This window comes from Pseudobacillus sp. FSL P4-0506, from assembly GCF_038003025.1.
Lineage (GTDB): Bacteria > Bacillota > Bacilli > Bacillales > Domibacillaceae > Pseudobacillus.
In genome coordinates, this window is record NZ_JBBOOI010000001.1 from 3,506,807 (window position 1) to 3,520,700 (window position 13,894).

General features: G+C 41.9%; 13 protein-coding genes. All 13 read right to left on the reverse strand.

Annotated features, from left to right (window positions below):
- Positions 1-14: 14 nt before the first annotated feature.
- A complete protein-coding gene (locus MKZ02_RS17340) occupies positions 15-686 on the reverse strand; it encodes a YggS family pyridoxal phosphate-dependent enzyme (protein ID WP_340854766.1) in 672 nt (223 codons plus the stop codon).
- Positions 683-1,516 (reverse strand): peptidoglycan editing factor PgeF, encoded by an 834-nt coding sequence (gene pgeF / locus MKZ02_RS17345; protein ID WP_340854767.1) that lies wholly within the window; start codon positions 1,514-1,516, stop codon positions 683-685. Before pgeF ends, MKZ02_RS17340 begins: the two co-directional genes overlap by 4 nt.
- A 67-nt stretch (positions 1,517-1,583) precedes the next feature.
- A complete protein-coding gene (locus MKZ02_RS17350) occupies positions 1,584-1,856 on the reverse strand; it encodes a YlmC/YmxH family sporulation protein (RefSeq protein ID WP_120037104.1) in 273 nt (90 codons plus the stop codon).
- 103 nt (positions 1,857-1,959) lie between these two features.
- Positions 1,960-2,736 carry an RNA polymerase sporulation sigma factor SigG gene (sigG, locus tag MKZ02_RS17355; protein WP_041099837.1) on the reverse strand — a complete coding sequence of 259 codons (777 nt, stop codon included), beginning with the start codon at positions 2,734-2,736 and terminating at the stop codon, positions 1,960-1,962.
- Between the two features lie 426 nt (positions 2,737-3,162).
- Positions 3,163-3,882: an RNA polymerase sporulation sigma factor SigE gene (gene sigE / locus MKZ02_RS17360; protein ID WP_041099835.1), complete on the reverse strand. Its 720-nt coding sequence runs from the start codon at positions 3,880-3,882 to the stop codon at positions 3,163-3,165.
- A 38-nt stretch (positions 3,883-3,920) separates the two neighbouring features.
- A complete protein-coding gene (spoIIGA, locus tag MKZ02_RS17365) occupies positions 3,921-4,847 on the reverse strand; it encodes a sigma-E processing peptidase SpoIIGA (RefSeq protein WP_340854771.1) in 927 nt (308 codons plus the stop codon).
- 247 nt (positions 4,848-5,094) lie between these two features.
- The gene (gene ftsZ, locus MKZ02_RS17370; protein ID WP_120037102.1) at positions 5,095-6,252 is read right to left on the reverse strand and encodes a cell division protein FtsZ; all 1,158 of its coding nucleotides are present in this window, start codon (positions 6,250-6,252) and stop codon (positions 5,095-5,097) included.
- 40 nt (positions 6,253-6,292) lie between these two features.
- Positions 6,293-7,582 (reverse strand): cell division protein FtsA, encoded by a 1,290-nt coding sequence (gene ftsA, locus MKZ02_RS17375; protein ID WP_120037100.1) that lies wholly within the window; start codon positions 7,580-7,582, stop codon positions 6,293-6,295.
- Between the two features lie 348 nt (positions 7,583-7,930).
- On the reverse strand, positions 7,931-8,779 hold the full coding sequence (locus MKZ02_RS17380) for a cell division protein FtsQ/DivIB (protein WP_340854773.1): 849 nt from the start codon (positions 8,777-8,779) through the stop codon (positions 7,931-7,933).
- 114 nt (positions 8,780-8,893) lie between these two features.
- Positions 8,894-9,988, reverse strand: a complete 1,095-nt coding sequence (gene murG, locus MKZ02_RS17385) for an undecaprenyldiphospho-muramoylpentapeptide beta-N-acetylglucosaminyltransferase (RefSeq protein ID WP_340854774.1) — start codon at positions 9,986-9,988, stop codon at positions 8,894-8,896.
- Positions 9,989-10,399: 411 nt separating this feature from the next.
- Positions 10,400-11,500 (reverse strand): stage V sporulation protein E, encoded by a 1,101-nt coding sequence (gene spoVE, locus MKZ02_RS17390; protein WP_340854775.1) that lies wholly within the window; start codon positions 11,498-11,500, stop codon positions 10,400-10,402.
- A 66-nt stretch (positions 11,501-11,566) separates the two neighbouring features.
- Positions 11,567-12,919, reverse strand: coding sequence for a UDP-N-acetylmuramoyl-L-alanine--D-glutamate ligase (gene murD / locus MKZ02_RS17395; RefSeq protein ID WP_340854777.1), 1,353 nt, complete (start codon positions 12,917-12,919; stop codon positions 11,567-11,569).
- The gene (mraY, locus tag MKZ02_RS17400; RefSeq protein WP_340854778.1) at positions 12,920-13,894 is read right to left on the reverse strand and encodes a phospho-N-acetylmuramoyl-pentapeptide-transferase; all 975 of its coding nucleotides are present in this window, start codon (positions 13,892-13,894) and stop codon (positions 12,920-12,922) included.

The following is a 13,894-nucleotide window of genomic DNA, read 5'->3' on the forward strand; positions in this document are numbered from 1 at the left end:
TCCACCTCCTGGGCTTATTCACCAACAAGTGCCGTTCCAATTCTCACCATTGTTGCGCCTTCTTCGATGGCAATTTGATAATCATTGCTCATTCCCATTGATAGCTCCGTGCATGGGGCATAAGGCAGCTGCTTATTTTGAATTTCCTCCTGAAGCTGTTTTAACTGTTTGAAGCAAGTTCTCAGCACCTTCTCATCATCTGTTAACGGCGCCATCGTCATTAGTCCGCACAGGACAATTTTCTCGTAATTGGCAAGCTGTTCTACAAATGTAATTACTTCTGCAGGCGACAATCCATGCTTTGACTCTTCTCCTGATACATTCACCTGAATGAAACAATTAATCGGCTTTTCCGCCCGTTTATTAATTTCCTTAGCTAGCGAAAGACGATCGAGTGAATGTATGTATGACACTTTATCAATGATATTTTTAACTTTTCTGGACTGCAAGCTGCCAATGAAGTGCCATATAGGCTCTCCTTTTAACTTGTCCCACTTTTCCAGCAACCCTTCATCACGGTTTTCACCGAGATGAACGAGTCCGGCCTCGAGTGCTTCCTGCGCTCTCTCCACCGATACATACTTAGTTACAGCAATCACTTTTACTTCATCTGTTTGTCTGCCCACTCTTTCGCAGGCTTCTTGAATTCGCAGCTGTACACCCTGCAACTTTTCTGCTACTTTCACGTTGAAACTCCTTCCTTCCATCCAATGAACCCTAGCATTCTTCCTGTTTTTCCTTTATCGCGGCGATGCGAAAAAAACTCTGCACCACAGCTTGTACATTGCATCGTTGATCGAATATTTTCCGGAGGAACTCCAGCTTTCATTAAAATCAGCTTATTCAGCTCTTGTAATGAAAGATAGAACTGTCCCGCTTCCCCAGCGACCGGTGAAAACGGCAGAGGATAACAATCGTCCAGCCACTGGCGCGCCTTATCGATCACCCTGCTGTCCACTTTATAGCAACTCTGGCAAATCGACGGACCGATCACCGCTTCTATCTCCCCCGGCTTAATTCCATCTCTCTTCCACTGTTCTACCATGCTGGCTCCAATGCCAAGCACGGTTCCTTTCCAGCCCGCATGAGCCGTTCCCACTCTTTTATGCTTTCTAGATAAAAAGTAAAGAGGGACACAGTCAGCAAAAACAAGCGTTAACAGGATGCCCTTTTCCTCCGTGTAAAAACCATCTGTATCCGAAAAGCCTGACTCATAATCGAGGGCACCTTTTCCGCTGTCTGCTCCGGTTACGCAAGCAATACGGTTTCCATGTGTCTGGCAGGCGCCAATCCATGACTCTGCTGATAAACCTAGAAGCCGGCCAACCTTCACTCGGTTGGCTCTTACATCTTCCGGGCGGTCATTCACATGAAAACCGGTATTCAAACTGGCAAAATCCCCGGTGCTCACGCCGCCTGCTTTGGTAGAAAAACCTGCGACGAGGCCGGGTACTGCCTCGTGCCAATCTTTAATTATATAAAAGCTGTCATGCGCAGAAACAAAGGGTTCCGTCATTTTTCTACTCCCGAGCATTTTCTTTTAGTGTAACATAATCAAACAGGAAACGTCACTGAAAAACAAATTATTCCTCTCTTGATCCGCCCTCTGCAGATAATGAGTTCCCAGAATAACGGACAAGAATAACATCTTCTCCAATCTTAACAATCTGTGACCAAGGAATAACAATTTCTTCTTCTTTTCCAAAAAGCCCAAATATTTTTCCGGAACTACTAATGACAATAGAGTCGATCGTTCCCGCTGTTAAATTCAAATGAATATCAGAAATGTTTCCAAGTTTCTTGCCGTTGGCTACATTGACAATATCTTTCAGCTGAAAATCAGATATTCTTCCCAATGCCTTGCCCCCTTTAATGCTTAGTTGCCGATATATTACTATATGCAGAAACAAAAAAATAAGACTCTTAGGCGGCCGCCCTGGAAGAGTCTTATTTCAACTTTTAATTAATATTTTTATTCATTTGTTTAATAGCTGCTTTTTCAAGCCTGGATACTTGAGCTTGCGAAATACCAATTTCTTCAGCAACTTCCATTTGTGTCTTTCCTTGAAAAAATCGTTTACGGATAATCATTTTCTCTCGATCATTCAGCCTTTTCAATCCTTCTTTTAAAGCGATCTCCTCGATCCATTGCGTATCTTTATGACTATCATCACTTAATTGATCCATAACAAAAATCGGATCACCGCCATCATTATAAATTGGCTCAAATAAAGAAACCGGATCTTGAATCGCATCGAGGGCGAATACAATTTCTTCCTTCGGTACATCAAGCTCCCTGCTGATCTCTTCAGCCGTCGGCTCCTTTGATGTTTCAGCAATCAACCTCTCCCTCACCTGCAGGGCTTTATAGGCAATATCCCGCAGCGAACGAGAAACTCTGATTGGATTGTTGTCACGCAAATATCGCCGAATTTCGCCGATAATCATAGGCACAGCATATGTAGAAAAACGGACATTATGGCTTAAGTCAAAATTATCAATCGATTTCATTAGTCCAATACAGCCGACTTGAAATAAGTCATCTACATATTCACCGCGATTATTAAACCGTTGAATTACGCTTAACACGAGCCGCAAATTTCCATTTACAAGCTTTTCCCGTGCACTCAGTTCTCCTCCCTGAAGACGACGGAATAAATCTCGCATCTCTTCATTTTTTAACACGGGAAGCTTCGAAGTATCCACACCGCATATCTCCACTTTATTACGCGCCATTATGAAATTTCCCTCCTCGCAGGAACTGCTGTACAACCAACAGTATCTCCCCACAAAAAGAAAACTATGCATAAAAGAAATGCGGAAGACGCTCGTTCTGCGCGATAGCGGATTGGGGCTCTCGACGAGGAGTTGCTTTCCAAACTCCGACTGAGAGAGCGAAATCCGTGTACGCGCAAGCGCCTGCAGCTGGACAAAGAAAAGCAGAAGCGGCTCAGTCAGAAGCAGGAGGAGCACTACACTAAATAAATAACGATGTTGATTCGTAAACAAACTCTAACTTTAAAGAGCCCCTGTTCCAGCTTATAAGTATAATTTGAAATATGCACACAGTTACTTTCGTTCATAAATAATAAAAATTCCCCATTTTGTCTGCTTTCTGTTAGGCGCTTAGCCATTCATTTGCAAATGGGGAATACGAGTCAGTCAAACCATTTTATTAAATTCTTTTTGCAGCCGCTGAATAATTCTTTTTTCTAGTCTGGAAATATAAGATTGCGAAATTCCTAATAAATCCGCCACATCTTTCTGTGTTTTTTCCTCTTCTCCTTTTAGACCGAAGCGCAGCTCCATGATTTGTTTTTCTCTATCAGACAGATGTTCCATCGCTTTAAATAAAAGACTTCTGTCTACTCCTGCTTCAATGTCTCTTGTGATGATATCGTCATCTGTGCCAAGAACATCCGAAAGCAACAATTCATTCCCATCCCAGTCGACATTCAACGGTTCATCGAATGATACCTCTGAACGAATTTTATTGTTGCGACGCAAGTACATTAAAATTTCATTTTCAATACATCTGGATGCATACGTGGCTAGTTTAATTTTCTTTTCCGGGTTAAACGTATTCACCGCTTTAATTAAACCAATCGTGCCGATACTAATTAAGTCTTCAATATTGATGCCCGTGTTTTCGAACTTTCTTGCAATGTAGACAACAAGCCGCAGGTTTCTTTCAATCAGCAGCGCTCTGGCTGCCTGATCGCCTTTCGGCAACTTGATAAGCAGTTTTTCCTCTTCGTCCCGTGATAAAGGTGGGGGAAGCGCCTCACTTCCGCCAATATAATAAATTTCATCCGTTTTCAGCTTCAATTTAATAAGCAGCTTGTACCAATAATAAGTGATTTTTAATCGCAAACTCCTCATAAAGCAACCTCCTCATTAATAAGAATAAATATCGCAAGTTATGATACTTCTTCATAAGACAAAGACAAGGCCATTTTGGGGTGCAGAATACATGAAAACTGATTGTCAGATGATAAACTCATAGATGTAAAAGAAACAAGCGCTTTTGACACGACTGCTTTTTTCTGACCATTGCTAATCTCTACATAATCGGGTTTAAAAGCTGGTAGTAGCTGATGGGCCTTTCCGACAGACTTAGCTGGAATTAATCTCATTTTATCAAGCCATTCTCCTGGCAAATATTCATCCTGGAAAAGCAAAATTTCTGGCTGATCTGCGGCTTTAATCACTTCTTTAGGCAACTGTTCCTCTAAACCAGTAATAGAAACCAACATAACAGGCGCTTTAGAAAGAGGGTCGTGTAATTGGTTCCCTGTATCAACAAGTCCCTTTAAAAGAAATTCTGCGCCGTTAATCATGATCTTTACATCAAGCAGTTGATCATGCTGAAGTTTTGCTGTCTCGAAATCGTCTGCCCGGCTCCTGGCAAAATAGAAAGCAATTGGCAAACCGAACATGACAAATACCCAGCTGATAGGGTCTCCAAATCCCTTTAATCCCGCCAGAAAAAATTCCGACTCCATCTGCATATCAAATTGAATAAAATAATGGGCCCCCAACAGCATGCCCCCGGTTAAAAATGTAGAGAAATAAAAAGCCATTAAATTAACAAAAAAGTATTTCCATCGCCGATAGCCAAATACGGCTAACACCATCGCTACTGATAAAGAGAGTTTTGCAAATGGGTGTCCTGCAATTCCTGCAAAGGGTGTAACCATCAACAAAATACTAATGGAACCGATCCCTCCTCCAATTAGGAGGCGATACCATTTTACAGATCTTTTCAGAAAGATAGCCGTCATCCACAATAACAAGCTGTCCGCAAGTAGATTCAATAGCCATAGCGCGTCTAAATATAAAACCACACGTACCCTATCCTCCTTTTAGGTTCACTTGCATTTAATAAGAGTATTTATTAAAAGTATATCGGGCAATAAAAAAGAAGTGTGTCACAATATAGAAGGGAAATGAAACAATTTTTAAAGGAAAATTCCGGTTTTTGTCAGATTAGAGAGAGGAAAGAATTGCGCTTTAAGAACAGATGTTCTATAATAAAAAAAGATAAAGGCTGTCCCAATGGAACAGCCTTTATCTTTGTCGCTTACCTGTTTATTAGCGGCGTCTATTTCTATTTCTAAGGAATGTCGGTATGTCTAAGGTCTCTTCAGCTGGCTGAGACGGCTGTCTTGATGGCATCTCTTGTTGTGGAGGTGCCTCTTCTTGTCTCAGTTCGCGCTTCGGTGGAGAAACAGGTGCTTGAACAGACTGCTTCATTTGGCCAAAACCAGCTCGTGGCTGCTTCGGCTGCTGTAAATCCGACTCTTTAAAGCCAGTCGCAATAACAGTTACAACAATTTCGTCTTTTAAATTTTCATTAATCACGGAACCGAAAATCATATTTACTTCCTGGTCTGAAGCAGAAGCGACAATATCAGCGGCTTCCTGTACTTCATAAAGGCTTAAATTCGTTCCACCTGTGATATTCATGATTACACCTTGCGCTCCATCGATAGATGTCTCAAGCAATGGGCTCGAAATCGCCTTTTTCGCGGCTTCCGCTGCACGGTTTTCGCCGGAAGCAATCCCGATTCCCATAAGGGCGGATCCTTTATTGGACATAATTGTTTTTACATCGGCAAAATCCAGGTTAATTAAACCAGGAGTAGCGATCAAATCCGATATCCCTTGAACCCCTTGGCGTAAAACATTATCCGCTTCTCGGAATGCTTCAAGCATTGGTGTGCTTTTGTCAACGATCTCTAGCAATCGGTCGTTCGGAATAACAATTAACGTATCGACCGATGCTTTCATTGCTTCAATACCACTAGCTGCTTGTGTGGCCCGTTTGCGTCCTTCAAATGTAAACGGACGGGTCACAACGCCAACCGTTAACGCACCAAGATCTTTAGAAATCTGGGCAATAACCGGAGCGGCCCCCGTACCTGTTCCACCGCCCATTCCGGCTGTAACAAATACCATATCGGCTCCACGCAACGCTTCCTCAATTTGTTCTTTGCTTTCTTCTGCTGCTTTCTTTCCTACTTCCGGATTTGCACCTGCACCTAGTCCACGTGTAAGCTTTGAACCGATCTGCATTTTCACTTCAGCTTTTGATAGATTAAGTGCTTGGGCATCGGTATTAACCGCAATAAATTCAACCCCTTGCACCCCGTGTTCAATCATACGGTTAACAGCATTGTTTCCGCCGCCGCCTACGCCAATAACTTTTATAGTCGCTAATGAATCTAAATTAGTATCAAACTCCAACATGACAAATCCTCCTAATTCGTCGTTATTTCTCTACGATGACTTATTCTTCGAAAAAGTATCCGAAAAACTTCTTTACTCTTGAAGTCAGCTTCTGTTCCGGCTGCTTCTCGGGCTTTGCTTTTTTAGGCGGCAAAGGTTCTTCATGCCGCGATTCAGGCACCATAATTGGTTCTTGGACAGCATTAACTTTTCTTCCTTGCAATTTAGCGTTTTTATAAGCATATTTGATTAAGCCAACCGATGCCGTATATTGCGGCTCCCTTACTCCAATATAATCAGGAATCGCCATGCGAACGCGGTTTTGGAAAACATCTTGAGCTAAATCCAGTATTCCTGGTAGAGCGGATGTTCCGCCCGTTAAAACAAATCCACCAGGCACATCCTGTACCCCCTGATGTCTTAACTCGTCAAGAATCATCTCAAATATTTCTTCTAACCTCGCTTCGATAATATCGGAGATCTCCAATTGACTAAATTGCTGATGCTGATCACTGCCAATAATAGGAACACTAAACACTTCTTCTTCAGAGGCCATGTCATAAAAAGCATGCCCATGCTTTAATTTAATTTGCTCTGCATCTTCAGTAGTCGTCCGTAATCCAATAGATAAATCTTTTGTAATATGGTCGCCGCCAATTGGAAAGACGGCTGTTGCCCTTATATTCCCTTGACTGAATGCGGCTACAGTAGTAGAACCTCCTCCAATGTCAATAAGAACAGTTCCTAAATTTTGCTCATCTTTCGATAAAGCAACTTCTCCCGCTGCCAGCGGTTGAAAAACAATGTCCATTATTTCAAGACCAGCACGCTCTACACAACGTAATGTATTATGTAAAAAGGTCTTAGAGCCTGTAACAATGATTCCTTCCATTTCCAGCCGGACGCCAATCATACCGCGCGGATCAGTAATTTCATCTAAACCATCCACGATAAATTGCTTTGGGATCACATTGATAATCTCCCGGTCTGGAGGAATAGACATTACCTGTGACGCATCAATGACTCTGGCTACATCGACATCAGTAATTTCTCGGTTTTCACTAGAGACAGCCACTACCCCACTGCATGGCTGTAGAAGAGCATGATTGCCGGCGATGCCGACAACCACCTGTTTAATTTCTATCCCTACCATTCTTTCTGCCTGTTCAATTGCTTTTTTTATTGAATGAACGGTTTCATCAATGTCTACGACTGAACCCTTTCGAATTCCTTTCGATTTTACGTTCCCGACACCGATAATATTTAACGATTCATTTACCATCTCACCAATTATTACCTTTATAGCGGACGTACCGATGTCAAGACTTACTAATACTTCATTGCTGTTCATTCTGTGGCACCTCCCTTGGCTCTGAAAAACTCATTGTCCGAACAACAATTTTTTCTCTTTTGGTCGAATTATTTATATAATAGAAAACATTCGTCATTTTCAACATAATTCCCTTTTAAAATTTAATATTTTTTGTTATTTTGCTTTTTTCATAGATTAATTGGAAAACTGTTAAAGATAAAAAATATCTAAAGTGTTACAGAACCGCTATCTACAAGTCTACACCAAGTTGCGACCCTAGAAAAGCCAATTTTACTGAAAGAAAGCGATTGTTTCCTTCTAAATAAAGGGGTTTCAAACATTTTTTACCATTAACTAATTGACCTTTTAAATTCGAGATAGTTACAATTACTGTTGAGGGGTTGGTTCTTCAGCCTTTTTTCCTTTTTCTGAGTCATAGGCTTTAAAGTATGAGCCCACTTCCAAATCAATAATCCCTTTGACGTTGGGATCAAGCTGGCTGACAATCGCAGGGTAATAAACCATCTTGTCAGAAAAGGTTTTAAGGGTAGCTGAAACCTCAAATCCATCGTTCATGAATAGTTGAATATGAAGAGAGTCCGTTTTTTTAGGCGCATAGTAAATTTCTGAGATGGAATTTACTATTTCACTCGGCAACTGTTCCAATGATCTCATCAGCCGACTCAATTCTTTGCCCGACTTGAAATCATACAGAACTGGTAATTGTTCAGGTGTGCCGTCTGCTGCGTCTCTGAGTATTGTTCCATTGTTCAACACTGGGAATAGTTTTTTCCCTTTTGCCAGATAAGCGAGCTTTTGTTGTTCTTTCACAGAGATTTTTAATTTGTTAGGAAAAACAATTGACACATCGGCCTGATGAATTTTCGGATCACTTTCAAGTTTTTTCTCTGATCGGTTCATTCCTACTTTCCAGATGCTGTCTCCTTCTTTAATGCCGCTTTGGGCAATGATGTCAGCATTTGAGGACAGCTCGTTTCCTTCTACTTTAATAGATGAAACTTTGCTGAGTGGCGACTGAAGGTAACCAACAGCCAATACGATCAGGAAAAACAAGGAAATAATGAAGATGAGCCGCCGGTTTGTTTTTCTTTTTCTCAACTTTTTCAGCTTTGGAATTCTCTCTTCAATGGAGACGATTTTTCCTTTTTCCATATCCTTTCCTCCAGGTTCACCGATCTGTCCGATTAAATAATAAGTAGAAGAGCGGCTAAACATCTATGCCGCATCCCCCTATTACACTTATTGTAATGCAGAGAGAAAGAGGATAAAAGAAAAAACCACTCTTTTATTTACTTCCTATTAATTCTGCGTTTAGAAATTGTTCATTTGTTATTTATTGGCTAGCTCAAGCATGACTGCAAACAACCGCTCTGATGCGTCTTTAATGCCTAAATGAGCCGCAGCTTCCTTCATTCGATGCCATTCATCTTCATTTAACAAAACATGATCAAGATTTTTTAGCAGCGAGTCAGAAGTCAGCTCTTTTTCTCCAAGCATGATAGCAGCCCCATGGTCTGTCAGTGAACGGGCGTTTTTCTCCTGGTGATTATTTGTCACGTACGGACTCGGTATGAGTATGCTGGGAACACCAAGAGCGGTTAGTTCAGCTAAGGTGGTAGCTCCGGCTCTTGAAACAACAAGGTCGCATTCAACGAGTACCTCAGGCATGTTATGAATAAATGGGACGACGACTACATTTTCAGGCTTGCCTGCAGCTTCCGCTTCTTTTTGAACTTGCTCAAAATGGACCTCACCTGTTATATAGAGAACTTGATAGGGCCTGTCAGCGAATTGGGCAAGCGACTCCACAACGGCTTCATTAATCGGACGCGCGCCCCTGCTGCCTCCGAAAATGAGCACAGTTTTCTCTTTCTCAGATAAACCCAAGTTTTTTAAAGCATTAGACCGCTTGGCGTTGGCGACTTCTGAAGCGCGCGGATTTCCGGTTAGCACCACTTTGTTTTCAGGAAAAAAGCTGCCTGCCTCCTCAAAACAGATAGCTACCTTATCTACATATTTGCTCAAAAACTTATTCGTCAGCCCAGGTACGCTATTTTGCTCGTGAATAACAGTCGGAATGCCGAGCTTGGCAGCAGCATAGACGACAGGCCCGCATACGTATCCACCCGTACCAATCACAGCATCAGGCTTAAATTCTTTTATCATTCTTTTACATTCTTTTACACCTTTTAGAAAGCGCATTACTGTTTTTACATTCTCCATGGAAAGGCTGCGTTTAAATCCCGTTATCTCAATGGAGCGAAACGGAATATCTTCTCTCGTGACGAGTTTAGATTCCAAACCCTTTTCCGTACCGATATACAAAAATGAAGTTTCAGGATATTTTTCTTTTATTGTCCTTATAAGGGCGAGAGCTGGATAAATATGTCCACCAGTTCCTCCGCCGCTGACCACTATTTTCATTTTCTTTTCACCTCAAATTAATCACTGCACGTCTTGTTTCTATAAGTGTATGTATAGTTAAATCAAAAGGTTTCTTGCCTTCTCTCCATAAAAGCAGAGATAGGTCGCTGTCCTTTATCATACTACAATCACCCATTATATAAATATAACTTTGCTTATTTGAAAAGGAAACAAAAAAAATGTAGCAATTCTCACCTAATTGTTACATTTCTGACTCAAGCAATAATCTTATTCTTGTCGATTTCACTTAATGCAATCTCATATTAAATCAATAGATAGCGAGAATCAAATGATATCAGGTTAAAATCAAGGTTTTTCAAAAAAAAAAAGAAACCTGAATAATCAGGTTTCAAGCTGTCGTAGGGATAATATATCTTAAAAAATTAGCAGCTGATCTGACAGAAGGCGCTTTTAACGTTTGGCGTAGCGGCTGATGTTAAGTAAAATACCAAACGCTGCGAGCATGAGCGTTAAAGACGACCCTCCATAGCTCAAGAAAGGGAGAGTAATACCAGTGACAGGCATCAAGCCGGTGACTACACCGATATTAATGATGACTTGTATGGCCAGCATCGAAATAATCCCCGCTGCAAGGAAGCTACCAAATAAATCAGGGGCATTAAGAGCAATCCTGATGCCCCGCCAAAAGAGCAATGAGAAGAGCAAGAGGATGAAAATCCCTCCGATAAAACCAAGCTCCTCTGCTAATATCGCAAAAATAAAATCAGTTTGCGGCTCGGGCAAATAATAATATTTCTGACGGCTTCCACCGATCCCAAGACCAAACAGTCCTCCAGGTCCAATGGCATAAAGCGATTGAATAATTTGAAACCCACTTCCTAACGGATCCGACCACGGATCCAGAAAGGAGGTAATCCGCTTGATTCGGTAAGGCGCTGACAACACCAACGCTGCAAAACCAGCAATTCCAGCGAACCCCATAAGAGCAAAGTGGAAAATCCGAGCACCGGATAAAAAAATCATCACAAGACACGTTCCTATCATGACCGTTCCTGTTCCGAGATCCGGCTGCAGCATAATTAATCCAAAAGCAGTAAAGGCCAGTCCAAGCGCCGGCAGCAGTCCTTTTCTAAAATAAATCATATACTTTTGGTTTTCAGATAAATACCCAGCTAAGAAGATAATCATCGCCAGCTTCATAAATTCGGAAGGCTGAATAGAAAATGCCCCTGCTCCGATCCAGCTTTGAGAGCCGTTCCTTACCATCCCAACCCCCGGTATTAACACAAGGATCAGCAGAACAAAACAGACAATCAATGCTGATTTTGAAAAGCGGCGCCATGTCCAATACTCCACGTTCATAATGGTAATCATGGCAACAAATCCAACAACCGCGAATAAAAGTTGCCTTTTAGCAAAAAAGAACGCGTCATGAAATTTGTATTCAGCCCATATTTCGCTTGCACTGTACACCATGGTGATTCCAATAGTGAGCAGAACTGAAATCAAAATTAGCAGGACGTAATCAGGAGCAAATTTTTTTACCGGCAATGGCATACACCTCTAATTCAAGAATCCAGAGCATGCCCCGACAATTTGCTTAAGAAGACAAGCTCTTTATTTCAATGTATGCACAGCTTCGATAAATATATCTCCACGCTGCTCAAAAGTTTTATATTGATCCCAGCTCGCACAAGCCGGTGACAATAAAATGATGTCTCCTTCCGCGGAAGACTCATAGGCCGCTTGCACAGCTTGCTGCATATTTTCCGTTTTTACCACTTTCTCTACCCCAGCCCTTTCGGCTGTTTCCGAAAGCTTTCCTGCTGTTTCACCAAACGTAATTAATGCCTTTACATTCTTCATATACGGAATTAAATCATCGAATCCATTCCCTCTGTCCAATCCGCCTGCCAGTAACACGATCGGCTGGTCAAATGCGGCCAACGCGCTTTTGGTAGCAAGCGTATTGGTTGCTTTTGAATCGTTATAAAATTTCCGGCCGTTCCATTCGCGAACAAATTGTGTTCGATGTCTTACACCAGAAAAAGTAGTCAGCACTTCCTTAATCGCTTCGTTCGTCACCCCAGCCAATTTAGCTGCAGACACAGCTGCCAGGATATTCTCTAAATTATGAGCACCTGGCAGGGCAACCTCTGCAAGAGCTATAATTCTTTCGCCTCGAAAGACTATATACTTATCCTGCACACATGCACCTGTTGCTTTCAATTCCTTTGTCGAAAAAGGGACGAGTGCTGCTTCCGTCTTTTCTGTAAGCTGTAGCAAATGCTCCTGGTCCGCATTCACTATCAAAAAATCATTCTCTGTCTGGTTCTTCGTAATATTTAACTTTGCTTGCGCATATTCTTCCTTCGTTCCATGGTAATCAAGATGAGCCTCATACAAATTAGTAATAACCGCAATATGTGGGCGGAACTTGTCTATGCCAAGCAGTTGAAAAGACGACAATTCAATGATTACATGGTCCTTCGGCTGCGCTTCCTGCACTACCTCTGAAGCAACCTGTCCAATATTCCCGGCAAGTACTGCACTTTTCTTGTCCGCCTTAAACATTTCATAGATCAGTGTGGTTGTGGTCGTTTTTCCGTTTGTACCGGTAATTCCGATAAATGGCGCTTCAGAGATTAAATAAGCAAGCTCGATTTCTGTCAATACAGGAATCCCTCTCTCAGCCGCCCCGGCAACAAGCGGATTATGATAAGGAATTCCTGGGTTTTTCACGATGATCTCGAACCCTTCATCAAGCAATTCAATCGGATGGCTTCCACAAATCACTTTAATTCCCTGTTCAAGTAAATGTTGCGCTTCCGGATTTTCATTTAAGGGCTGCCGATCGTTTACCGTCACGAAAGCACCTAGTTTATGTAAAAGTAAAGCCGCGCTGACTCCACTTTTTGCAAGCCCTAAGACAAGAATTTTTTTATGCTGAAAGTTTGTTATTGTTTTCAATTAGATCCACGCTCCGATATAAATTCCGATCATCGCACACAGTACACCGACCGTCCAAAATGTAACTACTACCCGCCATTCTGACCATCCGCCCAGTTCAAAATGATGATGGAGCGGACTCATGCGGAACACACGCTTACCTGTTGTTTTAAAAGAGATAACTTGAATGATAACCGACAATGTTTCAGCCACGAAAACAGCGCCAATAACAAGCAGGAGAAATTCAGACTTAGTCAGGATAGAAATAGCCGCGATGGCGCCACCAAGAGCCAGCGATCCAGTATCTCCCATAAATACTTTTGCAGGGTTAGCATTAAATACTAAGAAACCAAGCACTGCTCCGACTACAGCAAAGGAAAAGATGGCAGTCTCATTGAGCCCTTGATTCCATGCAAGTACAGCAAAAGCACCAAAAGCGATAGCAGCCGTTCCGGACACGAGTCCGTCAAGCCCATCAGTTAAATTTACGGCGTTGGAAAAACCAACAAGCCAGAAAATAACGAATACAGCATATAAGATGCCAGCATCAAATGATATATCTGTTAAAGGAATGGTTAATTCTGTAGATAAATTATTTTTCGTGTAGATAATGTAAAACAGAACAGAGATAACAATTTGCCCTGCAAGCTTTTGCTTGGACGTTAATCCCAAGTTTCTCTTCATAACGACTTTGATAAAGTCATCAAGAAAACCGAGCAGGCCAAAGCCAATCGTTACAAGCAGCAGCAATATCGTTTCTGCTCCAATACTTGCATAAACCTGGGACATAAACAAAACGGTCACAATGATAGCGAGCAGGAAAACAATGCCGCCCATCGTCGGTGTACCGGATTTTTTTTGGTGCGATTCAGGCCCTTCCTCACGAATACTTTGGCCAAACTTCAATCTCCGTAAAAACGGAATGAACATCGGCGCTATAATAACGGTAACGAAAAAAGCCATAAACATTGTTAAAAATACATCTCTCTCCAGCAT

Excerpts from the sequence above, each read along its gene's own strand:
- pgeF (WP_340854767.1), bottom strand. The coding sequence starts at position 1,516 with ATGACGGAACCCTTTGTTTCTGCGCATGACAGCTTTTATATAATTAAA.
- sigG (WP_041099837.1), bottom strand. The coding sequence starts at position 2,736 with ATGGCGCGTAATAAAGTGGAGATATGCGGTGTGGATACTTCGAAGCTT.
- sigE (WP_041099835.1), bottom strand. The coding sequence starts at position 3,882 with ATGAGGAGTTTGCGATTAAAAATCACTTATTATTGGTACAAGCTGCTT.
- ftsZ (WP_120037102.1), bottom strand. The coding sequence starts at position 6,252 with ATGTTGGAGTTTGATACTAATTTAGATTCATTAGCGACTATAAAAGTT.
- ftsA (WP_120037100.1), bottom strand. The coding sequence starts at position 7,582 with ATGAACAGCAATGAAGTATTAGTAAGTCTTGACATCGGTACGTCCGCT.
- MKZ02_RS17380 (WP_340854773.1), bottom strand. The coding sequence starts at position 8,779 with ATGTTTAGCCGCTCTTCTACTTATTATTTAATCGGACAGATCGGTGAA.
- murG (WP_340854774.1), bottom strand. The coding sequence starts at position 9,988 with ATGAAAATAGTGGTCAGCGGCGGAGGAACTGGTGGACATATTTATCCA.
- mraY (WP_340854778.1), bottom strand. The coding sequence starts at position 13,894 with ATGCTGGAGAGAGATGTATTTTTAACAATGTTTATGGCTTTTTTCGTT.